Origin of the sequence: Streptomyces sp. NPDC047000 (genome assembly GCF_040644295.1) — a bacterium.
Lineage (GTDB): Bacteria > Actinomycetota > Actinomycetes > Streptomycetales > Streptomycetaceae > Streptomyces.
The window spans coordinates 19,466-45,041 of record NZ_JBEYWE010000029.1; the positions used below are offsets into that span (position 1 = coordinate 19,466).

Annotated in this window: 19 protein-coding genes; 7 read left to right on the forward strand and 12 right to left on the reverse strand. The window is 73.8% G+C overall.

Going from position 1 to position 25,576, the window contains the following annotated elements:
- Positions 1 to 32 precede the first annotated feature (32 nt).
- Together ABZ862_RS31835 and ABZ862_RS31840 are read left to right on the forward strand one after the other, a co-directional pair.
- The gene (locus ABZ862_RS31835) at positions 33 to 2,303 is read left to right on the forward strand and encodes an MMPL family transporter (RefSeq protein ID WP_360965727.1); all 2,271 of its coding nucleotides are present in this window, start codon (positions 33 to 35) and stop codon (positions 2,301 to 2,303) included.
- Between the two features lie 207 nt (positions 2,304 to 2,510).
- On the forward strand, positions 2,511 to 2,942 hold the full coding sequence (locus ABZ862_RS31840) for a hypothetical protein (protein WP_360965730.1): 432 nt from the start codon (positions 2,511 to 2,513) through the stop codon (positions 2,940 to 2,942).
- A 68-nt stretch (positions 2,943 to 3,010) separates the two neighbouring features.
- On the opposite strand, the gene ABZ862_RS31845 is transcribed toward ABZ862_RS31840, so the two are convergent.
- The 8 genes from ABZ862_RS31845 to ABZ862_RS31880 form a co-directional block, all read right to left on the reverse strand.
- Positions 3,011 to 4,459, reverse strand: coding sequence for a zinc ribbon domain-containing protein (locus tag ABZ862_RS31845; protein ID WP_360965733.1), 1,449 nt, complete (start codon positions 4,457 to 4,459; stop codon positions 3,011 to 3,013).
- Positions 4,456 to 5,025, reverse strand: coding sequence for a phage tail protein (locus tag ABZ862_RS31850; RefSeq protein ID WP_360965736.1), 570 nt, complete (start codon positions 5,023 to 5,025; stop codon positions 4,456 to 4,458). The genes ABZ862_RS31845 and ABZ862_RS31850 overlap by 4 nt, the downstream gene beginning before the upstream one ends.
- Entirely contained in the window at positions 5,022 to 6,974 is a 1,953-nt protein-coding gene (locus tag ABZ862_RS31855) for a putative baseplate assembly protein (RefSeq protein WP_360965739.1), read from the reverse strand. Before ABZ862_RS31855 ends, ABZ862_RS31850 begins: the two co-directional genes overlap by 4 nt.
- A 6-nt stretch (positions 6,975 to 6,980) precedes the next feature.
- Positions 6,981 to 7,448 (reverse strand): GPW/gp25 family protein, encoded by a 468-nt coding sequence (locus ABZ862_RS31860; protein WP_360965742.1) that lies wholly within the window; start codon positions 7,446 to 7,448, stop codon positions 6,981 to 6,983.
- Between the two features lie 24 nt (positions 7,449 to 7,472).
- Positions 7,473 to 9,383 (reverse strand): VgrG-related protein, encoded by a 1,911-nt coding sequence (locus ABZ862_RS31865; protein WP_360965745.1) that lies wholly within the window; start codon positions 9,381 to 9,383, stop codon positions 7,473 to 7,475.
- The gene (locus ABZ862_RS31870) at positions 9,383 to 10,099 is read right to left on the reverse strand and encodes a LysM peptidoglycan-binding domain-containing protein (RefSeq protein WP_360965748.1); all 717 of its coding nucleotides are present in this window, start codon (positions 10,097 to 10,099) and stop codon (positions 9,383 to 9,385) included. The genes ABZ862_RS31865 and ABZ862_RS31870 overlap by 1 nt, the downstream gene beginning before the upstream one ends.
- A 101-nt stretch (positions 10,100 to 10,200) precedes the next feature.
- A complete protein-coding gene (locus tag ABZ862_RS31875) occupies positions 10,201 to 10,623 on the reverse strand; it encodes a phage tail protein (protein WP_360965750.1) in 423 nt (140 codons plus the stop codon).
- A 99-nt stretch (positions 10,624 to 10,722) separates the two neighbouring features.
- Positions 10,723 to 11,535: a hypothetical protein gene (locus ABZ862_RS31880; RefSeq protein WP_360965753.1), complete on the reverse strand. Its 813-nt coding sequence runs from the start codon at positions 11,533 to 11,535 to the stop codon at positions 10,723 to 10,725.
- Positions 11,536 to 13,867: 2,332 nt separating this feature from the next.
- On the opposite strand from ABZ862_RS31880, the gene ABZ862_RS31885 reads away from it, so the two are divergent.
- A complete protein-coding gene (locus ABZ862_RS31885) occupies positions 13,868 to 14,455 on the forward strand; it encodes a hypothetical protein (protein WP_360965755.1) in 588 nt (195 codons plus the stop codon).
- Here the strand turns inward: ABZ862_RS31885 and ABZ862_RS31890 are convergent.
- The 4 genes from ABZ862_RS31890 to ABZ862_RS31905 all read right to left on the reverse strand — a co-directional run bounded on the left by ABZ862_RS31890 (position 14,401) and on the right by ABZ862_RS31905 (position 17,228).
- Positions 14,401 to 14,562 carry a DUF6760 family protein gene (locus ABZ862_RS31890; protein WP_360965758.1) on the reverse strand — a complete coding sequence of 54 codons (162 nt, stop codon included), beginning with the start codon at positions 14,560 to 14,562 and terminating at the stop codon, positions 14,401 to 14,403. The genes ABZ862_RS31885 and ABZ862_RS31890 overlap by 55 nt on opposite strands.
- Positions 14,559 to 15,065, reverse strand: a complete 507-nt coding sequence (locus tag ABZ862_RS31895) for a hypothetical protein (protein ID WP_360965761.1) — start codon at positions 15,063 to 15,065, stop codon at positions 14,559 to 14,561. Before ABZ862_RS31895 ends, ABZ862_RS31890 begins: the two co-directional genes overlap by 4 nt.
- A complete protein-coding gene (locus ABZ862_RS31900) occupies positions 15,065 to 15,508 on the reverse strand; it encodes a phage tail protein (RefSeq protein ID WP_360965764.1) in 444 nt (147 codons plus the stop codon). Before ABZ862_RS31900 ends, ABZ862_RS31895 begins: the two co-directional genes overlap by 1 nt.
- A gap of 121 nt (positions 15,509 to 15,629) precedes the next feature.
- Positions 15,630 to 17,228, reverse strand: coding sequence for a phage tail sheath subtilisin-like domain-containing protein (locus ABZ862_RS31905; protein ID WP_360965767.1), 1,599 nt, complete (start codon positions 17,226 to 17,228; stop codon positions 15,630 to 15,632).
- A gap of 290 nt (positions 17,229 to 17,518) precedes the next feature.
- On the opposite strand from ABZ862_RS31905, the gene ABZ862_RS31910 reads away from it, so the two are divergent.
- From ABZ862_RS31910 to ABZ862_RS31925, 4 genes are all read left to right on the forward strand, one after another.
- Positions 17,519 to 23,089, forward strand: a complete 5,571-nt coding sequence (locus ABZ862_RS31910; RefSeq protein WP_360965770.1) for a hypothetical protein — start codon at positions 17,519 to 17,521, stop codon at positions 23,087 to 23,089.
- Positions 23,090 to 23,259: 170 nt separating this feature from the next.
- Positions 23,260 to 23,946 carry a DUF4157 domain-containing protein gene (locus tag ABZ862_RS31915; RefSeq protein ID WP_360965773.1) on the forward strand — a complete coding sequence of 229 codons (687 nt, stop codon included), beginning with the start codon at positions 23,260 to 23,262 and terminating at the stop codon, positions 23,944 to 23,946.
- Complete coding sequence (locus ABZ862_RS31920; protein WP_360965776.1) at positions 23,943 to 24,086, forward strand: hypothetical protein; 144 nt, start codon at positions 23,943 to 23,945, stop codon at positions 24,084 to 24,086. The genes ABZ862_RS31915 and ABZ862_RS31920 overlap by 4 nt, the downstream gene beginning before the upstream one ends.
- The gene (locus tag ABZ862_RS31925; protein ID WP_360965779.1) at positions 24,083 to 25,540 is read left to right on the forward strand and encodes a hydrolase; all 1,458 of its coding nucleotides are present in this window, start codon (positions 24,083 to 24,085) and stop codon (positions 25,538 to 25,540) included. The genes ABZ862_RS31920 and ABZ862_RS31925 overlap by 4 nt, the downstream gene beginning before the upstream one ends.
- Positions 25,541 to 25,576: the final 36 nt, after the last annotated feature.

Below are 25,576 nucleotides of genomic sequence, written 5' to 3' on the forward strand. Positions count from 1 at the left end.
CTTCGACAGAGGCCCCGATACCAGGAGTAGAAGTGAAGAAAATCGCCCATCTCGCCGCCACACGGCCGAAGGCCGTGATCGTCGGCTGGTTGCTGCTGCTCGCCCTGGCCGTCCCCTTCGCGCTCCAGCTCGAGGGAGCGCTCAAGACGGGCGGCTTCTCCGACCCCCGCGGTGAGTCCGTCAAGGCCCAGCACACGATCGAGCGCGCGTTCAAGGAAGCGCCCAACTCCCTTCTCGTCGTACTGCACAGCAAGGACGGCTCGGTCGCGGACGCCATCGGCAAGGCCCGCCAGGTGGCCGAGCGCGACGGCGCCTCCAGCGTCGCGGACCGCACCACGCACCCGGAGTGGATGTCGAAGGACGGCCGCACCACGTTCCTCCAGGTCGGCTTCACCAAGGACAACACCACCGTCCAGAACCTGGTGCCGGACCTGCAGGACGAGGTGCGCGCGGCCGTCGGCAAGAGCGTCGACGCCGACGTCACCGGCGCTCCGGCGCTGGACTACGCGCTGAACGTGCACTCCAAGGAGGACGTGACGCGCGCGGAGATGATCGCGTTCCCCGTGCTGTTCGTGGTCCTGCTGCTGGTGTTCCGCTCGGTGGCCGCGATGGCCGTCCCGCTGGTCATGGCCGGTGCCACGCTGATGGCGACCGAGGCCATCGGTTTCGGGATGACGCAGGTCACCGACGTCAACAGCCTGTTCGCCAACATCGTGTCCATGGTCGGCCTGGCGGTCGCCGTCGACTACTCCCTCTTCATCGTGAAGCGGTTCCGCGAGGAGCTCGCCGAGGGGCGTGAGGTACCGGACGCCCTGGACCGCACGATGCGCACCGTCGGCCACTCGGTGCTGTTCAGCGGCATGGCGGTCATCGTCGCCCTCTCCGCGCTGTTCATCCCGCGTGCCATGTCCTTCACCAGCATCGCCCTGGGCGGTGTGGCGGTCTCCCTGGTCGCCGTGGCCATCGCCATGACGCTGCTGCCCGCCGTGCTGCGCCTGCTCGGCCACCGCATCAACTGGGGCACCCTGCGCCGCAAGAACGCCGGTGCCGACGCCGCGAAGCCCGCGGCGAAGCCCGTCGGCCGCTTCACCGGCCGTCCCGGTCTGGTCCTGGCCGCCCTGGTGGTCGCGTTCGCCGCGCTCGCCGCTCCCGCCGCCCAGCTGACCCTGCGGGTCCCCGTCGCCAGTGCCGACATCCTGCCCTCCGGCGACAGCGCCCGGGTCGGTCTCGAGCGCATCAAGGACGACATCGGGGTGCGCGAGATGTTCCCCGTCCAGGTCGTGCTGAGCGCCGACCGCGGCCAGGCCGACGCCCTGCTCAAGAGCGCCACCGCCATCGCCTCGTACGCCAAGACCGCGCCCGGCGCGGACAAGGTCCAGGCCGTCAGCACGCTGGGTCTGCCGTCCTCCGGCCTGCCGCAGGCGCTCGCCGGCACGGGCACCGTGAACGCCGAGGTCAAGGGCGCGCTGCAGCAGCTGTGGACGCGTGACGGCGACAGGCTCGTCACCCGGGTCATCGTGACCCCCGGTTCCGACCCCGACAGCTCCTCCGCCCACCACCTGGTCGACAACCTGCGCGACCACCTCGGCAAGGAGACCGAGCCGAAGGTCACGGCGCAGCTGGCCGGTGCCACCGCGACCGGTTCCGACTTCGACGACCTGGTGCTGCGCTCGGTGCCGCTGGTGGTCGGTCTGGTGGCCGTGCTGAGCTTCCTGATCCTGCTGTTCGCCTTCCGCTCCGCCCTGCTCCCGCTGCTCGCCCTCGCCTTCAACGTCGCGGTCGTCGGCGCCAGCCTCGGCGTCCTGGCCCTGGTGTCCGGCAACTCCGACCACTCGATCAACAGCGTCACCCCGCTGATGCTCTTCGCGGTCATGTTCGGTCTGAGCATGGACTACATGGTGATCATGATCGGCCGGATGCGGGAGATGTACTTCGGGGGTCTCTCGCACCGGGAGTCCGTCCTGGGCGGCCTGGCCCGCACCGCCGGACTCGTCAACGGCGCCGCCGCCATCATGGTCGCGGTGTTCGCCTCCTTCACCAGCGCGCAGATCAGCATCGTCCGGGAGCTGGGCATCAGCCTGGCGGTGGCCGTCGTCCTCGACGCGGTCGTCGTACGGCGCCTGGTGATGCCGGCCGCGCTGCTCCTGATCGGCGACCGCACCTGGGGCCGCCGCCGCCACGCCGAGCGGCAGAACGCGGCCGGCACCGCCGCCGCGGCCGGGCAGTCCGCGGTGCAGGCCGAGCCGGTCCCGGCGGAGGCGGACGGCACGGTGCGCGAGCTGGCCGAGCAGTCCGCACGGTGATCTGACCGCCGGCCGGTGCCGCACGGCACCGGCCCGCACCGCCCCCGCACCACGGCACCGACTTCCCCCACGCTCCACCGAGTTCCCCGGCACCACCTGCTCCGCCCGGTCCCACCCGCAAGACCCGCTGCGCCGAGCGCCTCCTCCCCCGGGGCGACGGCGCAGCGGTCATGTCCGTCACCCCGGTTCGAGAGGGAGCCGTTCCCGATGTTCATGCCCCTGTACCGCTCCGACGCCCAGGCCGGCGCCACGGCCGTCCTCCCGACGGCCGCCCCGGCCGCCCCGGACACCACGGCCCGCATCGACGACATCCTGCGGCGCAGCGCCCTGCTGATCGCGCAGCGCGGCTGGTGCCAGGGTCGGAGCCTGCACTACGTCGGCTCCCCGCACGATCCGCACGCGGCCAGCCTCGTCGGTGCCCTGACCTGGGCCGCGACCGGTGACGCCCACGCCTGTCATGAGGAGATCGCCGGGCTGGTGGCCCATGTACGCACCCGGCTCGACCCCGAGAACAGCGCCTTCTTCGACGACCTGGAGCTGCTGTGGGCCTGGAACGACGCCCCGGCCCGCACCCGCGACCAGGTGGTGGCCCTGCTGCTGTCGTGCCGGCACGCCGGCACCCAGCCCGTGGCGGGCTGACGCCGGGGCGGCCCCGCACACGCCGCACGCCCCGCACCCCACCGGGGGTGCGGGGCGTGCGGCGTGTCTCAGGTGGTGCTGCTGTTGGACGGGCCGAAGAACTCGATCTCGGCGATCGCGACCTGCTTGTCGGCGGAGGCGGTGTAGGCCGTCTCCAGGGTGAAGCGGACCGACACGGCGTCCTTGACGCGGAACGGACGGCGCTGGCCGCCGGCGCCCTGGTCGAAGTTGAGTTCGCGGGTCTCGGTCTTGCCGTCGGCCGTCTTGACGGTCGCCTTCATACGGTGCGGCAGGGCCGACTTGGAGATCTGGTCGGCGCGGGTGGAGGTGCCCGGGGTGAGGACCAGGTCCAGCAGCCGGGTCGGCTCGGTGAACTTCGCCTCGATCCACTGGCCCTGGCCGGACTCCGTGATGCCGGGCCCCCACCAGGTGTTGTTCAGCTTGTCGAACGCCAGGTCCGGCTTGTGCCCGGGGTAGGAACGGGACGCCGTCACCTTGTCCGGGGCGACGGGGGCGCGCTTGGCGAAGTGGTCCTTGGTCGCCTGGACGCCGCGCGGGATGTTCACCGCCAGCGTGATCAGGAGGGCCAGGATCACTCCGACGCCCAGCCAGGTCAGGATGCGGTCGAAGGTGCGGCGCAGGCGGGGACGGTCACCCGCCCAGGGGGTCTCCTGGCTGCCGAAGCTGAAGATGCGGCGCCACCAGGGGCGGCGGCCGGTGGCCCGGCCGTCGGCCGCCATCGGCATGGCGCAGCGGGCGCAGTAGTGGCGGTCGGGGTGGTTGGGGGTGCCGCACCAGGGGCAGGGGAGGCCGCCGTCCGCGCCGAGTTCCTGGCCGGGGGCGCGGACCGTCTGGGGGCGCCGGTCGACCGGTCTGCCGGGCAGCACGGGGGCGACCGTGGGGGGTGCGGGGCGGGGGTCCGCGTCGGCGACGGGGATGAGGAGGCGGCGGGCGCGTTCGGACATGCCGTCGTCGCCGCTCCGGGGTCCGGGGTCGCCGGGTGCGGCTCCGTCCCCGGGGTGCGGGGCGTCGTCACGGGCGGGGGCGGGTTCGCCGGCGGGGGCCGGGGTCTCGTCCGGGGCCGGGGCGGTCGTCCTGCGGACCGGCTGGGTGGGAGCGGTGTCGTCGATGGCCGGTGCCTCGGCATCGGCATCGATATCGGCACCGGCGGGCGTGACGGGTGCGGTCGGTGCGGTCGGTTCGGTCTGCGGGGGTGCCGTGGAGGCCCTGGCCTCCGGGTCCGGGGTGCCGGTGTCCCGGGCGTCCGCCGTGGCCGGGGCCGTCGTCGCCGTGGCGGTCGCCGTGGCGGGGCCGGGGCCGTCGTCCGGACGGGTGGTGATCAGGGTCGGCGTCCGGCCCGCGGCGGCGGCCCGGGGCGCGGGTTCGTCCTGGGGCGCGGCCGCCGGGCGGGCGGGGGCACGGTCCTTCCAGCTCAGGACGGCGCCGCAGGCGTCGCAGAACGACTGTCCCGGCTCTGCGCCGACTCCGCACTCGGCGCAGGTGTGGGTGGTCGTCATCGGTCGATGGTCCTTTCGGCGGACAGGTCGGCGGTGGTGATCTCGACCGTGTAGGGCATATGGGCGGGGCGGGCCGTGGCGACGATGGATTCCAGGCGGACCGTGTCGGCCGCCGTGGGGGACGGGAGGGCGAGACGGACGTGCAGGCGCGGGCGCGGTTCGCCGGGGACCGGGCCGAGCGGGGCGGCGCTCCAGGCGGCGGCCCCGCTCTCGGTGATCTCCGGCGCCACGCCGAACGCGAGCCGTACCGTCTCCGCGAGGCCCCGGACGGTGCCGCGGATGCGGTGCAGATGGGCGGCCGCGGCCACGGCCGCCCGCAGCAGGGGTTCGGGTTCGGTGCCGTCGGTCTCCGCACCGACCCAGCCGGCCAGCCAGGCGGTGAAGTCGAGCGGGGCGAGCGCCGGGTCGAAGTAGGCGGGCAGGCAGTCGAGGACGTTGGGGATCGGCGCGATCACCTCGTCCAGACCCGCGACGAACCGCTGGGCCAGGTCGTCGTCGGCGAAGACCGCGGGAAGCATGAGCGCGATGGGCATGGAGGAGCCCAGGCCGTCGACGGAGCCCCTCATTCGCCGATCACCCGCACCCGGTGGTCGTAGGAGAAGACCAGCGACGGCCGGTCGAGGTCGATGCGGCCCGTGGCCTCGCCGCGTTTGCCGGTCAGCGGGTCGGCGGGGTGCAGGACGACCTCGTCGACGAGTTCCACGCCCGGCACCCGCTGGAGTACCGCGAACACCTCACCGGCCTGCACGGGGCGGCCGAACGGCCAGCCCTTGCCGTCGGTGCCGCCGGTGATCGGGTCGAGGTGGCGGTAGAGGGCGTCGTGGGCCTGGCGGCGCACCCGGTCGGTGTCGGCGCCGCGGAAGGCGTGCAGGGTGGCGACGACGGTGACGCCCTGGTAGAACGGCGGGCCGACGGCGAGGCGGGTGCCGATGAGGCGGCGTTCGTCGAGGTGGCGGGTGATGCGCTCCAGCAGGGCGTCGCCGGGCACGAGCTGCTCGAAGCGCAGCCTGCCGCCCGGGTCGGGGACGGCCTGCGGGACGACCAGGACGCGTACGGCGTAGGCGCCGTGCTCGCTCTCCTCGCCCTCCAGGCAGGTGATGCGGGCGGTCTCGGGGGCGGCGCGGCGGGCGAGTTCCTCGTAGTCGCGCAGGGTGACCGCGCGTTCCTGGGCGCGCAGCGTGATGGGCGCGCGGACCTTGGCCTCCTCGACGGTCTCGCCCTCCACGCCGCCGCGCGCGGCCTCGCGGTTGACGACCTCGGAGACGTACGGGATGGAGGTGCGCAGGATCTGTACGGCGCCGCGGGCCACGTTGCCCGCGCGGCCGCCGCCGGTGCGGTAGCGGCGGGCGCGGATGACGGAGCCCTTGGGGGCGACCATGCCGTACTGGCGCAGGGTGCCGTCGGGCTGGCGGACGGCGGGGCCGAAGGCGATCTCGCCGGTGGCGGCGTCGAGGGTGATGTGCCGGTCGGCGGGTCCCGAGGCGGCGAAGTGCGGGACGACCTGCCAGTCCTGCCAGCCGTCGTGCTCGGCGGTCTGCAGCAGCAGGGGCGGGTTGTCGCCGACCACGGGGGCGCCGGCCAGCCGCAGCCGCTGGCCGGGCAGGCCGGTGGACTCGCCGAGGGCCTCGTCGTGGACGGTGTCGGCGTGCACGGCGGAGGTGGTGCCGCCGACGGTGCAGGCGTCGGCGGAGCGGACCGTCGGTGAGGTGGTGTAGAAGGGCTGGTCGGAGTGGGGTTCGGTGACGCGGCAGCGTAGCCAGCCCGCCTCCTGCCCGGCGTTGCGGGACAGGACGTGGCCGGCGGGGACGTGCAGGACGACCTCGCCGGGCCGGTTGAGGCCGCCGGTGCCGTCGCGGTCGACCTCGCAGGGCTGCCAGCCGTCCTCGGTCCACGCCTCCCACTCCAGCGGCGGCTGGCGCGGGTCGACGCCGACACCGTCGACGCGGCTGTCGAGTTCCAGGGCGACCGCGCAGCGCGGCACCGCGGCGGACAGCCCGAGCAGCATGCAGTCGCCGGGGTCGGGTGACTCGGCGAAGCACATGAGGTCCTTGCCCTCGGCGAGTTCGTGGGTGCGGTCGGTCACCGCCTCACCGCGCTGCTGCACCATCAGGTAGCGCAGTTCGCACGGTACGAGGCTCAGGTCCCGTTCGGTGGCGAAGACGACCGCCTCCTGGGCCTCGGTGCGCACGGTGGCCGTCTCCGTGCCGACGGGCACCGCGACCGGTTCCTCCTGGGGCGCCGACAGCCAGAACGTGACGTCGGTGCGGGCCGCCGACGGCGGGAACAGCGTGATGCCCACCAGGTCGAGGAAGGCCAGGTGGTTCTTCTCCGGGACCCGGTTGAGCCGGTAGACGATCTGGTCGGCCATGTGGGCGACCGTCTCGACGAGGGTGACGCCGGGGTCGGACACGTTGTGGTCGGTCCACTCCGGGGCGCGCTGCTGGATGTAGCGCTTGGCGTCGTCGACGAACTGCTGGAAGCGACGGTCGTCGAGGTTCGGGGAGGGCAGGGCCATCGGTGATCAGCGGTCGCTTTCCGGAGCCGGACCGGGTGGCAGACCGGGGGTACCGGAGGTACCGGGGCTGCTGTCCGGCTCGTCGTGGGAGGGGATGACGTAGAACGGGAAGACCAGGCTGCGCGGGTTGTTGGTGCCGCGGATCGCGTAACGGACGTCGATGTGGAGGACGTTCTGGGCCTCGCCGGCGGTGACCTCCACGTCGTGGACCTCGATGCGCGGCTCCCAGCGGTCGAGGCTGGCGTACACCTCGTGCTGGATACGGCCCGCGGTCTGCTCGTTGACCGGCGCGAACACCAGGTCGTGGATGGCGCAGCCGAACTCGGGGCGCATCGGGCGCTCGCCGGGTGCCGTGGACAGCACGAGCCGGATGGCCTCCTCGACCTCCTTCTCGCCGCTGACCAGCGCGATGCCGCCGGTCGGCCCGATACGCAGGGGGAACGACCAGCCCGATCCGACGAATTGCTCAGCCATGTGTCACCGCCTGGGTGGGAGGGGTCAGAAGGGAGGAAGCAGGGGCAGGCCGTTGGCCGTGCCCTTGCCGAAGAAGGTGAGGGTGGCGGCCTTGATGCCCACGTTGGCAACGGAGTTGATCTGCACGGTACCGGTCGCGGTGAGCGAGGCGGCACCGCCGGCCTTGAAGTTCAGCGCGCCCAGGGCGTCCAGGGAGACCACTCCGGACAGGGACTTGACGTTGACCATGCCCTGGCCCTGGAGGGTCAGCGGGCCGCCGCTCTTGATGGTGAGGCTGCGGCGGGCGCTGAGCACCATGTCGGTGCCGGCCTCCACGCTCACCGAGCGGCTGCCCTTGATCGTGACCCGGCCCTTGCTGTCGACGAGGATCTCGGTCTTGGTGCGGTCCAGATTGATGATCAGCTTGTTGTCGCCGCTGGAGAGCCGTACGCCCTTCTTGCGGCCCCCGGTGCTCTGGTCGAGCAGGTCCATGCGGTTGCCGGACCGGTCGGACACGGTGTGCCGGGACGCCTTGCCGCGGCTGCCGTGCAGCGGTACGTCCTTGACGACGGTCGGCTTGTCCTTGCCGTTGTAGAGGCCGCCCACCACGTACGCGTGGTCGAGGGCGCCCCGGTCGAAGGCGACGAGCACCTCGTCGCCGACGTCCATCGGGAACACCCCGCCGCCGCGCACGCCGCCCAGCTGCGCGCTCCGCGTCCAGTCGCTGACGTACGTGTCGTCCAGCCAGGGGAACTTGAGCTTGACCCGCCCCTGTTTGAGGGGGTCCTGCACATCGGTGACCAGGGCGGGCGCCACGCTGAACTGGCGGGCCCCCGCCGTGTCCGCGCCGCCGGACGCCGCCCCGTACAGGGAGCGCCACTGCCGGCCGCTGACGGTCACCCATGTCTCGTAGTGCCGGGAGTCGCCGAAGACGTGCCGCACGGACGTCACCGTGTACTTGCCCTCGAAGGGCGTGCCCACGTCGGCGAGCGCCACCGGCACGCCGGGCCGCAGCTTGGGGTTGCCGCGCACCACGGCCTCCAGCTCGGCGAAGGCGCCCGTCACGTCGTCGGACAGGGCGTCCGCCGCGTGTTTGACCTCGGCCTGTTTGTCGTAGGGCGTCTGCGTCTCGACGAGTTTGGCCGTCTTGAACTTCCCGGCCGCGGTGCCCGGGGCGGTGCCGATGGTGATGCCCGGGTTGGCGGTGGCGGGCGAGGTCGCGGTGAGGGTCTTCTTGGTGGTGACGTCCCAGCCGCGCGACTCCACCTTGCCGACCTGGTCGGCGGCGGTGACGGCGGTGCGCAGCCGCAGGATGTCGTGCCCGGCCTGGAGCACGTACGGGCTCTTGTCGCCGTCGGTGTTCGGGGAGGGCGCGCCGGAGGCCTTCTTGGGGCTGACGAACTGGAACTTGCCCTTCGCGTCGACCGACATGGTCATCTCGTTCTCGTCGGCGAGCCGGGCGATGAAGTCCCAGTCGGTGACGTTGGCCTGGCTGATGAACTCGTAGACCGTCTTCGTCGATTCGATCCGCCCGATGGGCACGCCGTCCTGCGCGGCCAGTTTGCGGGCGATGTCGGAGGCGGTCTGGTTGCGGTACGCCACCACGCGGCGCTGGCGCATCAGCCGGAACCCGTGGTCGTAGCCGCGGATCACGGCGTAGCTGCCGGTGCCGTCGTACTCGGCCTCCAGGGCGGTGACCTCGCCGGTCAGCAGCGGGTCGGAGGCGCCGGTGCCGTCGGAGACGGGGGCGATGACGACGGGGCTGCCGAAGGCGACGTTCAGTTTGCCGAGCAGCAGGCGGTAGGGGTCGCGGAAGGTGAGGTGGAACGCGGCGGGCACCCCGACGCCCTGGTCGACATGCGCCTCGACGAGCCAGCGGCCGTACTCGGACGAGGCGTTGAGCTTGGTGCCGGCGACAGTGACGTCGATGACGTTGGAGAAGGCGTACTTCACCATCAGGGGCGCACCTCCTCCGCGGCCGGCAGGACCAGTTCCGTGCCGGCGGTCAGCCGGGTCGGGTCGTCGATGCCGTTGGCCTCGGCGATGGCCCGCCACGCGGACGAGTCGCCGTACTCCCGCCACGCCAGGGACTGCAGCGAGTCGCCCGCCACCACGCGGTGCACGCTCTGCGCGGTCAGCGCGCCCGACGTCGGGTTCTGGCCCGGCGTCTTGCCGGGGATCTCGTGCAGCTGGAGCCGGCAGGTCGCGCGGATCGGCACGCCGCTCGTCCCGAAGAGGGTGTAGGACGCGTCGACCGAGCTGACGTACGCCGTGAACCGCGCCGTCTTGAACGACCCCCATTCGAACACCACCCAGGGCGGCGACGGCTGCTTGGCCGCGATGCTCTTGTCGGTCACCTCGCAGCAGGCCAGCAGCGACTCCACCTTCTTGAGCACCGAGTTGCTGGTCGGCTCGTCGGAGGTGTCCAGGAAGACCTCCAGGCCCAGCTCGCGGGGTTGGGTACCGAGGAACTCCGGCAGCGCGCCGTCCCGTTCGACCGGCGCGGCGGACGCCTTCCACTGGGCGCGGCGGGCGATGGACAGCTGCGCCGGGTTGAAGTCGAAGGAGAACGTCTTGATGATGCCGCCGGGGGTGCGGCTGGTGCCGACGGGGGGCTCGTGGATCGCGAGCGTGGCGCGTACGAGGCTGCGGCCTGCGCCTTTGGTGCTCATGGTGGTGTGGGTGCCCTTCGGTCCGTCGGTCGGCTCGGTCGGCTGTCTCGGTCGGCTCTCGCCAGGTCGGCCGGGTATGCGGTGTCGCCGGGTCGGTCGGTTCAGTCGGTGAAGCCGTGGTGGGTGATCTCCAGGACCTCGGTGGCCACCGCCGGGTTGGCGGGGTCCAGGGACGGGCCCTGCCAGCTGACCGGCAGGACGTCGAGCAGGCCCCAGCGGGCCACCTCGGAGCCGTCCGCGCGCAGCGCCGTGATCTGCGCGGTGGGGCGCTTGATGCCGGTCTGCACGGAGGAGATCCACTTCGCGACCTTCGCGGTGTCCGGGGTGAGCGGGCGCGACAGCCGGATGTTGGAGAACGTGACGCGGGTCGGGAGCTGCCAGACGAACCCGTTGTTGCCGCCCTCCTGGCGCTGCTCGACCTCCACCCGGGACGACAGTCCCTCGCACGTGTTGAAGTAGCCGAGGCTCTCGCCGTCGATGGAGAGGGTGAACCAGATGGTGGAACCCGGGTCCTGGCGAGCCATCGGGGTCTGGCCTTTCTTGGGGCGGTGTTGTGTGCGGGGTGGTGGCGGTCGGTGGGCGGGTGGGTGATGGGGCGGACGGCGGTGCGGTGGGCGAGGGGGTCAGCGGCGGGTGTCGCGGAGCTTGCCGATGCGTTCGCGGTCCCGGCGGAGTTCGGCGCGGACCTGGCGGATGATCCGGTCGATCATCCGGTGCGTCAGCGCGTCGACCTGGAACTCGGTGAGCGCGGCGGGGTCGAAGCCGCCGCTGCCGCCGGTTCCCCCGGCGGCCTCGGTGTAGGCGGGCGGAGGCGCGTCCCACTCGTGGCCCGACGGGGGTGGCGGCGGGGGGTCGAGGGGCGGCTCGTGGGCCGAGGCCACCTGGGGGACCCGGGGAGTGTACGGGGGCGGGGGCGGCTGGGTGGGCTGGTGGGTGGCCGACTGGGTGGTGATGCCGGCCAGGGCCTGCTTGAGGAAGGTGTTGGTGGCCGAGACCGTGTGGACCGGCGTGGGGGCGGGACCGGTCTCGGTGGCGGGGGTCCGCTGGACCACGGGGAGGTGGAGGGGGGAGCTGTGGGCGGGGGTGGGGGGCAGGAGGGGGACCGCGGTGGTCCTGGCCGTGGCCGTGGCGGCGGGGGCGGGTATGGGGGTGGGGCGGTGCGCGGGGAGCGTGGGGTGGGTGAGGGGGGCGGGCTGGGTGAGGCGCTGAACCGGCCTGGGGGTGTGGGGCGTTGCGGGGGTGGTGGGTGCCGGTGACAGCGGGAGGGGGGTGGAGGACTGGTCCAGGTCCATGGGTGTGGTGGTCCCGGTGGGAGTGAGGGCGGGGGTGACGGCCGGGGTGGGAGTGCCGGCCGGGATGGGAGTGCCGGTGGAGGCGGGGGGAGCCGTGGTGAGGGCCGCTGCGGTCGCGAGGACCGCGGGGGACACGGGAGCCACGGAGGGTACGGAAGGTACGGGGATGCGCTGGACCGGCGGGGTCGTCCGGGAGGGCCGGGCGGCCTGCGCCGACCGTGCGGCGGAGGGGGCGGTGAGGGGGGCGCCGAGGGCGGTACGGCGGCGGGGCTGCTCCCGGGGGGTGGCCGGGGGTACGGCGGGCCGGGACGGGGCCGGCTGCCCTGCGGGCTTGCGCTGCACGGGGGCGGGGGCGGGGACCTGTGCCGGGGGCTGTACGGGGGCGGGGGCGGCCGGGTTCGGAGGGGTGGCCGGGGCCGGTGTCACGGGGCGTGCGGCCACGGGGGCTCCGAGGCCGGCTCGGGGTGCGGTGGACGGGCCCTGGTGCGTGCCGGGTTCGGTCGTGCGGCGCTGGACGACGGGCGCGGCGGGAGGACTTGGGTTGCCTGCGGCGGGGGTCGCCGCGGTGGCCGAGGGGCCGGTCGTGGAGGGCCGGGGGTTCCGTACGGGGGGCTTCTGCGGCTCGGTCGCAGCGACCGGCTTGCCTGCGGCAGGGGTCGCCGGCGGAGTGGCGGTCCCGGTGGGGTGGGAGACGGTCCGCTGTACGGCGGGGACCGTCGGGCCGGTGCCGGGGCCCGGGACGGTTATCGGGGTGGCGTCCGGTGCAGTGTCCGAGGCTCTTGCGGCCGGGGGCGTTGCCGGGCCGTTTGACACGGACCGCTGGACGACGGGCAGGGCAGGCGTGCCGGTGGGCCGGGGCCTCGCAGGGTCCGTGAGGCCGGGAACAGTGGCCGTCGCTTCGTCCCGGGGCGCGGGCCGTCCGGCGACCGGCGGTGTCGGGGTGGCCTCGGCCGTACGGGGCACCGGGCCCGGGGTGGCAGCGGCTCGCGACGCGGACCTCTGTACGGCGGGGGCGGCGGGCCGGGGTGCCGGCGGCGTGTCTGCGGCTCCGGAGCCGTGATCAGCCGGTGCTGCGCTCCGGGTCGTCGTCCGTTGCACGGGCGCGGGGCCGGTGCCGACGGCTGTGGCCGGGGAGGGGGGTAGGGGGTTCTCTCGCCCCCGCCGCCCCTTCCCGTTCCCGTCCCCGGGGGCTACGCCCCCGGACCCCCGGCCCGCGGGTGCCCGTTCGTCGGCCCTGTGGGCCGGTGAACGCTGCACCACGGGCGCCGCCGGAGCGCCGTCGCCTCCGGCCGGGACCGGCTGGGTCGGCACAGCACCGGTACCCGTGGCGGGCGCTGCGCCGCTCACGGGGGCGCCGAGGCCGATCCGCGGTGCCGATGCCCTGCCCGTACCGCCGGTGGCGGGTGCCGTGTCCTGTGACACCGTCCGCTGCACCGCGGGCACCGCGGCGCCAGGGGCCGACATGCCCTGAGGGGCGTCAGCGGCGGGGTGACCGCCCGTTCCGGTCGCCGTCCGCTGCACCACAGGTGCCGTGGCACCCGGAGCCGACACGCCTTGAGAGGCGTCAGCAGCGGGGTGACCGCCCATTCCCGTCGCCGTCCGCTGCACCGCAGGTGCTGTAGCACCCGGAGCCGACACGCCTTGAGGAGCGTCGGCAGCGGGGCCACCGCTCGCTCCGGTCGCCGTCCGCTGCACCACAGGTGCCGTGGCACCCGGAGCCGACACGCCTTGAGAGGCGTCAGCAGCGGGGCGACCGCTCGTTCCCGTCGCCGTCCGCTGCACCACGGGGGCCGCGCCGCCAGGGGGCGGCGTCTCCCGGGGGGCGTCGGCGGCGGGGCGAGCGCTCGTTCCGGTCGGCGTCCGCTGCACCACAGGTGCCGTGGCACCCGGGGTCGACACGCCTTGAGAGGCGTCGGTGGTGGGGCGACCGCTCGTTGCCGTGGCCGTCCGCTGCGCCGGTGCGATGGGGGGTGCCGGGTGGGCTGCTCCTCGGTCGGAGTCCGTCGGCCCCGCCGGGGGTTCGCCGGCCGCCGCTCCCTCGGCGCCGCGTGAAGCGGGTGCCGAGGGAGCGGTGGGCGTGGACGTCCTCGGCGCCGCCGGCAGCTTCCGCCGCTGCACGGCCGGGGCCGCCGGTGCCTGGACCAGGGACCCTTGCCGGGGCGCGACCGAACGTGCCGGGGTCACCCGCACGCCGGGAGCGGGGGGTGGCACGGTGGGGCCCGTCTGCCGGGCCGGTGTCCGCTGCACCGCCGGAACCACCGGCACGGGCACCGCCGGTGGGGCCGGGGCGGTGCCCGGCGTACCCGTGAAGCCCGCGGGGGCTGGGCCCGGAACCGGTCCGGAAGAGCCCGAGGGCCCCGGAGAGACGGGCGGGGCCGGCGCGGTGACAGCGCGCGGTCGCGAGGGCCTTGCCCCCATCGGGATCCGCTGCACCGCCGGAGCCGGACCTCCGCCGGCGGCGGCAGGTGCCGGGCCGGTGGCGGGGGTCGTGGTGGCGCCTCCGGCCCGCACGGGACCCGTCGGCGCCTCCGGCGTCCCCGGCCGGCCCGCAGGCGTGATCATCCGCAGCGGCACCACCGGCAGCCGCTGCACCCCGGGCACCGCGGCCGGCGCCGCGGGCTCGCGTCCCGCCAGGGGCAAGGGGATCGCGGGCCGTTCCAGCCCCGCCCCCGGAGTACGGCGGGCGGAGGCCGTCAGGGCGCCGCTGTCCAGGGACGCGCTGGACTCGGCGTCCAGGACGGCGGGTGACCGTACGCCCATGAACGACGGGTTCTGCCAGGTCGGCAGACGACCGCCGAAGCCGGCGTCGGCGACCCCGGCCGGGCCCGCGCCGGTGATCCGCTGGATCGCGGGCAGCCCGGTCCAGGCGGCCGCGACCACCGGTCGCGGCGCCTGCACCGGGGCGGCCTGGGCCGGTGCCGGGGGCTCCGTGAACGCGCCCCCGGCGGCCGTACCCGCCGCCTTCTCACCCTCGCCCCGCCCGCGCAGCCGGTCCAGGAACCCCACGGCTCAGCCCTCCGCTGCGGCGGCACGCGTCACGAGGGACGCGATCTCGCCGGCGTAGCGGCGGCGGTCGAAGTGTTCCAGGTCCAGGATGTCCTCCAGGCTCCAGTGGAAGTGGTAGGCGACGTACGCGATCTCCTCGTGCAGCCGGTCGGTCGCGTACGTCACGATTCCCCCAGGCGGCTCCCGCCGAGCTCCACCTCGAAGGGCTCCGAGCAGTGCGGGCACTGCACGGCCGCGCGGGTGTGGCCCTCCGCGTTGATCTGGCGGTAGAAGTCCTGCAGGAACGCCAGGTCCGAGGCGAACATGTTCTCCACGATCCCGTCGTGGACCATGGGCAGGGTGCCGAGCCGGGTGATGACCCGGCCGAGCAGGACGACGGAGAGATACGCCGGGTTCTCCTGGACCCGGACGTCCCGCAGCGGGATCAGCTCGTCCCGTGCGGTGGACAGCCGCATGGAGCCGTCCCGGTGCACCGTGCCCTGCTCGTCGACGTACCCGCGCGGCAGCTGGAAGGGGAACTCGGTGCGGAGCTGCTGCTGTTGCTGCCGTTGCGGCGGCTGCTGGGGTTCCGCCTCCCCCGGTGACGGCTGCGCGGCCGCGGCCTGCGGCGGCTGGGCCGCAGGCTGGGGCTGCTGGGCGGGGAGCACCGATCCGGCCGAACGCCTCATTACTCGATGACCAGTTCTTCGAACGTGATGGTCACGGTCTCGGTGAGCGCGGCCGCCTCGCCCGCCTTCACGGTGGACGTGTCGATCTTGCTGCACCAGGCGTTGCGCAGGTTGTAGCGCTTCACCGGGGTGTTCTGGAAGTCCATCATGATGATGGTGGCGTTCTTACGGGCGGTGGCCATCATGCCGTTGATGGAGTCGTTGATCCACTGCGTGAACGACGCCGACTGCGTCATGCCGCGGATGACGGTGCAGGTGCCGTTCTTCTTCACGCCCGGCAGGTTCCTGACGTGGTTCTTCCCGTCAGGGGTGTTCTGCTGGTACGTGATGACGTCCTGCTCCATCGTGAGGCCGCTGACCTCGGCGAGGTACTCGACCATCACGCCGTCGATCTGGAGGCCGAAATTATGTGAGGTGAGGGCGTCACCCGGCTGGAGACTCATCTGCCGTTGCCTGTCCTTCTGGTCCTTCTAAACGGGCCTGACGAAACCGCCGGGGCCGGCGACGCTGCCGGCACCGACGGGATGCTTGCGGGGGTGGGGAGTTGCCGAGTGTTCCGGAGGACTACTCCTGCAACTCACCGCTTCCGCTGGAGAACTGGGCCAGCCGGAAGATCACGAACTCGGCGGGCTTGACCGGTGCGATGCCGATCTCGCAGATGACCCGGCCGACGTCGACCGACTCCGGCGGGTTGGTCTCGTCGTCACACTTGACGTAGTACGCCTCTTCGGGGCGCTGGCCGAACAGGGCGCCGCTGCGCCACTCGTTGACCAGGAACGCCGAGACGTTGCGCCGGATGCGGGCCCACAGGTTGTGGTCGTTGGGCTCGAAGACCACCCACTGGGTGCCGATGAGGATGGATTCCTCGAGGTAGTTGAAGTACCGGCGGATGTTCAGGTAGCGCCAGGCCGGGTCGGAGGACAGGGTGCGGGCGCCCCAGATGCGGATGCCGCGGCCGGGGAACGCGCGGATGCAGTTGACGCCGATCGGGTTGAGCAGGTCCTGCTCGCCGCGGGTGATCTGGAGCTCCAGGTCGACGGCGCCGCGGACGACCTCGTTGGCCGGGGCCTTGTGGACGCCGCGCTCGGCGTCGTTGCGGGCCCAGACACCGGCCACGTGACCGCTCGGCGGGATCAGCTGGGACTGGCCGCTGGCCGGGTCGAAGCTCTTGATCCAGGGGTAGTACAGGGCCGCGTACTTGGAGTCGTAGCCGGCCGTCTCCTGGCGCCAGACGCGGATCTGACGGGCGTTCAGGGAGGGCGGCGGGTCGATGATGGCGACGCGGTCGCCCATCAGCTCGCAGTGCGCGATCAGGCCGAGCTGGACCGCCTTGACGGCCTCCAGGTCGATCGCACCGCGCTGGTAGGCGGCCATCAGGTCGGGCACGGCGACCATGGACACCTCGTCGACGGCCTCCAGGCCGCCGAAGCCGGTGCGGTCGGCGGAGTCGCCGAGGTACTGGGCCGGGCCGGGGTGGGTGCCGGCGTTCTCGACCGGGGCGGCGTCCGCCGGGGCGGGGCCGGCGGCGGCGAGGGCGACCGTCTGGTTGTCCGGGCGGACCAGCTGCGCGGCGGGCGCGGCCTCGGTCACCACGATGAGCCTGGAGCGCTCCTTGACCTGGGTGACCACATAGTTGCGGCCGCCCTTCTTGGCGGTCACGTCGAAGGACTCGACGGGCTTGCCGCCGTCCTTGACGACGAGCTTGAAGCGCTCGGCGGGGCCCTCGCCCTCCGGGTCGGCGACCTCGACGCTCAGGTCGCCGGGGCCGGTCGCGGTGACGCTGAAGGTGCCGAGCTGCTTGGGCTCGCCCGCGGTCAGCGCGGCGGGGCCCGTGCCGGAGCCGGACAGGGCGGCGGGAGAGCCGTTCGCGGCGGCGCCCTCACCGGCGGCTCCCCCCGGAGCACCGCCGACCCGGACGACGTAGGCGGCCGAACCGCCGTTGTTGAAGAAGCCGTAGACCGAGTGCGCCAGGTAGTACCCCTCGGTGAACTCGCCGAACGCCGCGACGTACTGCGTCCAGTTGGTCACCAGCGTCGGCTCGTTGAGCGGTCCGGCCGGGGCGAGTCCGACGAAGGCGGCGACGGACGTACCCACCCCTTCGATCGGGCGCGAGCCACTGGCCACCTCCTCGACGTAGACGCCGGGCGACAGGTAGGACGGCATGTTCTGCGCTCCTCGGGGGTACGAGATACGAACATCTCCCAGCCTCACGCGCGGGCGCGACAGCCGAAACGGTTTCCCGTACTCGGTCGGGGGCAGCTTTAGTGCCCCTCTTCCTGCCCTTTGGGGCAAGCGGTTAAGGGAAACCGCTGGTGGATGATTTTTAACATCGACTTCATCCGCCGTGTGCGCAAAGTTAACCGTTCCGGACGCTCTGTCGACGTGCCGTGGCCTTCGGTTACTGTCCCCCGCCTGGCGGGATGCCGTGTCCCACCACAGGTGGGGAGGCGTGGGTGCGGGCACGAGAGCGGGATCCCGGCAAGGACGCCGCCGTCGCCGCGGCCCCTCCGACGGCGGGGGCACGGCAGGACGGTGCGGACCGGGCGGCGCTCGGCGCGGTGCCGTCGCCGGGCGCGCTGGGCCCGCGTCAGGTGCTGGCGCTGCAGAACTCGGCGGGGAACGCCGCCGCCGCCCGTCTGCTCGACCGGCGGGCCCGGCCGCGGAGCGCCCCGGGCGGGCTGGCGCCCATCCCCGAGGAAGGAACCGGCGGCTCCGCGGACACCGGACCGGTCGACACCGAAGGACCCGTCCGCCCGGTCCGGGCCCAGAGCCGACCGGACACGCTCGCACCCATCCCCGAAGAAGAGACCGACGGCTCCGCAGACACCGGACCGGTCGACACCGAAGGACCCGTCCGCCCGATTCGGGCCCAGCACCGACCGGGCACACTCGCACCCATCCCCGAAGAAGAGACCGACGGCTCCGCAGACACCCGGCCCGCCGTCGTCGCGGGGCCTGGCCGATCCGGTCGTCGTCGCGGGGCCGGGCGTGGGCGCCGGACGGCGCCCGCGGTCCCGCCGGGCGGGCCGGCGCCGGGGCTGCCGCAGCCTCCGCCGCTGGTCCTGCCGCCGTATCTGCTGGACATGACGTCGGCCGGGCTGTCCACCGCCTCGGGCCTCAAGGGCCACGAGTTCGTGGGGCACGCCGTCAGCCGCGCCACCGGCGCGGACGACGGACAGACCTCCGTGATCGGTCACGAGCTGGCCGGACGCCCCGAGACCTTCTACGGCGCCGGGCGGGCGTTCGCCGTGCGCGGCAAGGACGGCCCCTACGACGTCACGGTCGCCGTCACCCGCGACGCCGCCCGGGAACCCGCCCCCACCCTGTTCCCCAACCCGGCCGCTCCGCAGGCCCCCGCCACGGCCGCGAACACGGGTCTGCAGGACCCGGCGACCAAGGTGGACCACCTGCACACCTCCTCCGGCACGGTCGCCTCCGACGCGGTGCGTGCCCGGCAGACCGGCATCAGCGCGTCCGGCACCCTGCTGCTGCCCGCCGCGCCCGGCGTGTGGGCGGGCGCCCAGTTCGCCGCGTCCGGGGCGCTGACCAGCACGCAGGACTCCCACACCACGCGCACCGTGTCCGAGCCCCGGACGCTGCGCAGCGCGGGCGGCTCGGTACGGGCGCCGCGGCAGGTGACGTACACCGTGCGGGTCGTGCGGCAGGACGCGCCGGGGCGGCCACGGACCTTCACCGGCGCGGGCAGCCTGACGATGCACGTGCCGAGCGAGCATCTGGTGCCGCTGGGCACCGCCCGGCCCGCGCACGGGCCGGCGCTGAGTCCCGCGCGGTCGCGGGCGGTACGGCTGGCGACCTCCACGGCGGTGCTGTCCGTGGAGGACCCGGGCGGCCCGCACGCGGGCGGCGGCGGGCTGTTCGACGCGGTGGCCTCGGTGCTGCACCCGTCGGTGACCGCGCCCGGGGCGCCGGGGCGGGCCCGGCTGTACGAGGCGACGGCGGGCGCGACGGTGCTCCAGGACCTGGGACGGTATCTGGCGGGCTGGGTGCCCGGGGAGGATCTGCAGGCCAAGGACGGCGGCGGGGCGAGTGCGTACCGGATGCGCGCCGACGTCCTGTCGCTGGCCCCGGGGTGGGCGGCGGGGCAGACCCAGCTGCGCACCCACCAGCAGGCCCAGCACGCCGCCGGTACGACGACGGGCAAGGGCGTGAGCGGGGGCGGCGGGGCCGGTCCGGCCGTCGCCTTCGGCGCTCCGGCGGCGGGGCCGGTGCTGCGGTTCCAGGGCATCGCGCACGGCAGCCTGAAGCGGGCCCGGTTCAGCGCCGCCGACGGGGCGGTGGCCACCCGGCAGGGCGCCGAGGTGCGCGGCGACAAGGTGCTCTACCGCGGCCGGATCCGGCTGACCGTGCAGGGCAGCGGGCCCGCGTCACCGGCGATGGCGGTCGCCGGGCACCGTACGGCGCACCACACCCTGGACGCGTGGGTCAGTCTGCGGGCCGAGGAGGCAGGCCACCTCGGGCTGCCGCTGCCGCCCGGCACCACGCCGGGCGAGCTCTACAGCCGGCCGACCGAGACGGCGCCCGACGGCACCACCCGCCCGGTGGAACGGCATCTGCCGTTCGACGCGATGGGCTCCAGCACCGCGCTCACCCATCTCGACACCCGGCCGCTGATCGCCGCGCTGGAGCAGCTGTTCGCGACCAGCCCGCGGCTGGCGGGGTATCTGCCCGGGTTCGAGGGGCCGCCCCGGGTGCCGGGCGGGAACTCGCGTGCGGAGGCCGAGCAGCAGCGCCGCAACCACCGGGAGCTGGTCACCGTGCTGTCGGAGACCAACCTGCGGGCGAACAAGGACCAGTTGCTGTCCGGCGGGATACCGGTGCGGCTGCGCCGCAAGACCGCGCTCACCTCGCACGATGTGCAGATCCGCGTCAAGGGCAGCATCGGGGAGGTCACCTACCTGGGCGATACGGCGGACTGGCTGGTGCGCAGCAGCTCCGGCATCTCGACGAGCGGGCAGACCGGTCGCAGCGGGGCCCGGCAGGCCGGGGTGCGCGGCAACATGCAGATGACGGTGATCCCGGGCGTGCTGTCCTTCGGTGTGACGGCCGACGCGGCGGTGGAGAGCGGGCGGACCGAGCAGGGCGGGCCCACCACCCGTACCGACTCGCTCAACAGCGGTTCCACGTCGACCAGTACGTTCGGCACCCGGCTGCGGTTCGGTGTGCAGGTCACCATGACGAGCCGGGACCGCACCCTGAAGCGGGCGGTGACGCCCGGCAGCCCGGGGCGGGACGAGCCCGAGGCCGAGGTGATCGCGTCGACCGACGCCGGTACGACGGGCCGGCACCTGGCCTTCGAGGGACAGGGCCAGGACGTCCGGCTGAGTTCTCCGACCGCGCTCACCGTGGACGCGGACACCCGCCGCGCACTGGACAGACGGGCCCGCGGCGGGCACCGCGCGCACCCGCTCGGCAGTGAGGGCATCGGGGCCCTCAGCGGTGCGGCGGCCCGGGGTGATCTGCGGGACTGGGATTTCGTGGAGACCGTCGGCGACGGGCGCGACATCCAGAACCTGGCCTTCGAGCTGCTGGGCCGGGCCGCCCGCAAGGGCCGTACCGACAAGGATCCCGACACCGCGTACGAGGCCGAGGGGCTGGCGCCGCGCCTCGCGGTCGAGGACCGGTTCTCGCCGCAGGCCGTCACCGGCGCACTGCGGCAGGGCGTCGACTCCGGCTGGGTGATCAGCGACCTGCGCCATCCGCGGCGGCTCGCCGGGCTGCACGGCGCGGTCGGCACGCGCTTCGCGCTCACCGCGCCGCGGGTCGTGCTGAAGAGCACCGGCGCCGGTATGGAGAACATGGCGCTGGGCGGCCACCAGGCGTCGGGACAGCGGTCGCGGACCAGGAGCAAGGGTGTGACGTTCAACGGGGCGGGCTCCCAGAAGGGCGAGGCGTGGTCGCTGGGCGAGTCCGCGTCGTACCACCACGGCACCGCCGTGACGGATGCGCGCAGCACGTCGCTGGGCGGCACGGTGGAGCGCAACGCGGTCAATCCGCGCACCGAGCCGCTGTTCCTGGTGCAGTGCAACCTCGGTGTGCGGATGGCCGCCGAGGTGAAGGTCAACGGGCTCGGCCCGTATGTCGCCGCGGGGCAGCGCACCCTGCTGGGCGCGGTGGCCGTGTGGCTGACGACGGCGCAGCTCCGGGCGGCGGGCCTGGAGGATCCGGAGGCGGCGCGGGCGGCGGACGACGGGGCCGCGACGGCTGAGACGGCGACGACGGCAAACGGCGGAAGCACGACGACGGCAGCCGCGACGGCGGACGGCGGGACCGCGGCGGCCACGGCGGTGAAGGGCGGGAGCGTCCCGGGTCCGGTGGCGGCCGCGCCGGAGGGGGCCCGGGACACCGGGGACGGCGCGGGTGCTCCGCCCGGGGTGCCGGCGCTCGCCGCCGGGCAGCCGCTGGGTCTCGGTCTGATCGAGGAGCTGCCCGACTTCGTGCCCCTGCTGAACCGGCTGCGCGCGGCCGTCGGGGACCGCGGTCTGGCCCGCGACCTGCTGCCCGCGACCCGGCTCGACGACCCGTTCGACAATGTGCAGAGGCTGCTGCGGGTGCTGGACCGGGACGGCGTGACCGCGCTGCTCGCGAGTGCCATGGACGGCGGCGTCCCCGTGGAGCTGCTGCGCAACAGCGGTACGCCGGGCCGCCGGGCGACGCCGTACTGGGCGGTCCTGCGGCTGCGGCGCCAGGGTGCCGGCGCGGTCGTGGGCCCGGGCGGCGACCGCGACATGGAGTACTCGACCGTGGCGACGGCCCAGAGCGCCGAGAGCCACCGGGAGAGCGAGACGCATTCCGTGGAGGGCTCGTTCACCGGCTCGGGGAAGCCGCACGACGACGCGGTCGGCAGCGCGGGCGCGGTCGCGGCGCCCGCCGTCGGGAGCACCGATTCCGGTCAGCGGACCGCGGTGGGCCGCGGGCAGATCGGGCTGCGGACCGTCGTGGACACCTCGCAGGCCCAGTCGAAGGTGGCCGTGCCGTTCCGGGTCGATCTCGAACTGCTTTCCAAGTCAGGTCAGTTGGCGTCGGTGGGGTTCGACAGCCAGTTCGTGTTCCGTACCCTCTCGAAGGACCTGACGGCGCTGGCCCGTGCGGAGCAGGCGCGGCCGGTCGCCACCGGGCAGGGCAACGGCACCATCGTGCCGGGCGGTCACCGGGTCCCCGCCGGTCCCGCCGTCGCGGCCGCCTCGCCGGGGCGGCTGCGCGGCTGGCGGGAGGACGGCGCGGCGCTGCCGCCGGCGGCCCAGGTCAACGGGTTCCGGGGGGCGCCGGAGGTACGGGAGTCGCTGGGCCGGGCCATGGCCGCGGCCCACGTGGACTCCGGTTTCCGCACCCCGGGGAACGCGGCGCACTATGCGCAGACCGAGGCGGTGTCCACGGAGTGGCTGATGTCGGCTCTGCCGATGCTGGTGTCGGCGGGCGCCGAGCTGCCGCCGGTGCATGTGTCCGGGGTGGAGGGCCAGGACATCGCCTGCTCCCTGCACGCCCGGCTGCTGCACGGCAGGGTACTGGGCCGCAGCGCCGAGCTGTCGTTCGAGACGCTGGTGCGCAGCGCCCCGGACGAGCTGCGCCCGACGGGTACCGAGCACCGGCATGCCGCGCACCACGGCAGGTCGGCCCGGTTCTCCGGTGGCGAGGGCCCGGTGAAGGCGGACTACTCGGGTATGAACAGCATGCCCGTCGCCCACACCCGGGACGGCGGTCCCACCGACGCCGCGGGGCTCGCGGCGGGTACGGGACCGTTGCACAAGCCCAAGGAGGAGTCGGCGCTGGTGCAGTTCACCGTGCAGTTCCGGGCGGTGGCACGGGTGCGGCCCCGGCACACGGGGCGGGTGCGGGACGCCCGGCAGGGCATCGGCGTGGTCGACCACGTGCTGAGCGTGCCGGTGGTGGTCAGGATGCCGGTGTCGGCCGTACGGCGGATGGTGGCGGAGCCGGGCGGCCGGGGGCATGTGACGGACGCGCACGGGCGGTTGGACCCGGATCCGCCGCCGGACGGCACAACGTGACGGCGGTCGCGGACGGTGTACGGTGGGCGCCGCCCCGGGTCCGTCCCGGGCCCGTCCCCGGGTCCGTTCCTGGATCCGCCCCCGGATCTGCCCCCGGGTCTGCCCTCAGGGACCTTGTCCGCGTCCCTGGTGCGCCGTAGTCCTGGTACCCCGTCGCCGAAGGGTTGTTGATGCACGCACAGGAGGACCGCGCCCGCGTCACCGGGCCGATCAGATCCGTGTGGTCACCGGTCGCTCTGTCCGCCTCCCCCGGTCCGCAGACCGCCGGGGGATCCGCCGCCGGACGGATGCTCACCCTGCAACGCCTCGCGGGCAACGCGGCGGTGGCCCGCGCGGTCGCCGCCGGACGGGACCCGCACGCCGCCACGTGCGGGCCGTCCCCGGTGGTGCAGCGCACGGCCAACGAGCATCAGCACGACGCGGGCTGCGGGCATGTGCCGCAGGTGCAGCGGCGGGCGCTGGTGAACGAGGTGGTGAAGTCCCCCGGCGAACAGATGGATGCGGGGCTGCGCAGCGAGATGGAGGCCCGGTTCCATGGGGCCGACTTCAGCGGTGTCCGTGTCCACACCAACGCCCTGGCCCGGGAGTCGGCCAGGGAACTGCAGGCGAAGGCGTACACCTCCGGTCCGAACATCGTGGTCGGCGGTTCGCTGTCCAAGGAAGACTGGGCACACGAACTGACGCATTACAACGACCAGTTGGCCGGTCCGGTGCCGGGCACCGACAACGGGGCGGGGGCACGGGTGTCCTCCGAGGGCGACTCGGGCGAGCGGCACGCGGTGGACAACGCCCGCCGGGTGATGAGCGGCCCGGTGCCCGCGGTGCAGCGGACGGAAGACGACGAACAGGCGCCGTGACGGCCGCCGTGGAGATCGCGACCGGCGTCTCGGCAGAGATCGCCGTGGAGATCGTGGAGATCAAGGAATACGTGGGACGCATGTACTGCAACGAAGTGCCGATACCGCAGTCCGCGAGCGCCGAGGAGTCCGCCAAGTGACCCTGTGGACCTCTCTCGAGCCGGCGTCGGCGACGGTGGATCCGGGCAGCAGCACCCGGGTACGGCTGCGGCTGCGCAACACCGGCGACGTCGTCGACGAGTACCGCTTCGAACCCGTCGGCCCCATCGCCCCCTGGACCACCCTCGAACCCCAGACCCTCCGCCTCTACCCCGGCACCACCGGCACCGTCGACCTCACCTTCGCACCACCCCGCACCCCCGACGCCACCGCCGGACCCAACCCCTACGCCATCCGCATCACCCCCACCGAACACCCCGAAGCCGTCACCGTCCCCGAGGGCAACCTCACCATCACCCCCTTCACCGAGATCCGCGCCGAACTCGTCCCCCCCACCGTCAAAGGACGCTTCCGCGGACGCCCCCGCCTCGCCATCGACAACCTCGGCAACACCCGCCTCACCGCAAGCCTCAACGGCAACGACAACGGCGACCAGCTCACCTACGACCTCCACCCCGCCAACGTCCAGATCGAACCCGGACGCGCCGCCTTCGTCAAAGCCACCCTCAAACCCCGCCGCATCATCTGGTTCGGCCCCAAAGAAGAACGCCCCTACCGACTCGCCGTACAACGCTCCGGAGTCAACCCCCTCCCCGTCGACGGCACCTACGTCCAACGCGGCTTCCTCCCCCGCTGGCTCGCCACCCTCCTCGGCACCCTCATGGCCCTCGCCATGACCTTCATCCTCCTCTGGATCGCCTACAAACCCCAAGTCAGAAGCCTCGCCACCGAACAAGTAGCGGCAGCCGAAGCAGGCAGCACACTCGCGCCCACCCCGTCCACGACCCCGGAACCGCCCTTGTCGGCGACGAGCGCACCGGCGGTGTCGATCCCTCCCGCCGACACCGGGACGCAGGCCGCGAACGCCGGTGCGGGCGGAGGCGGCGGCGGTGGGGGCGGCGGCGGGGCCGCCGCGACGGCCACGGTGACCGCCAGGCCGAAGGAGGACACCGCTGCGACGGCGGTGCGCCGGCTGGCCGCGGACGACCCCAACGGGCGGCACATCTGCTACCGGGCGTACGTCACGGGCAAGGGCTGGACCAAGCCGGTGTGCGACGGGACCATGGCCGGCACGGTCGGCCTGAGCAAGCCGCTCAAGGCGCTGAACGTCGCGGTGGCCGGGGTCGCCGGGTCGGCGGGCAACGACTTCATCCACGACGACCAGTCGACCAACGGCCAGGGCAAGTGGCGGCAGGGGGTCTGGACCGCGGTGGCCGCCGACGGCAAGGACAACTACATCGGCACCGCCCGGCAGTCCGCCCCGAACCTGCTGGGCTTCGCCATCAACGTCGGCAGCGGGCAGCTCTGCCAGGTCGCCCATGTCCACGACACCGGCTGGCTCGCCCAGGGATGCACCAAGGCACGTCCCGACTACATCTTCGGCGGCACCCTGAACAACAGCAGCTGGCTCGAAGCAGTCAAGTTCACGGTCTGACCGTCCCAGCACCGCAGAGAGAACGGCAGAAGGCGA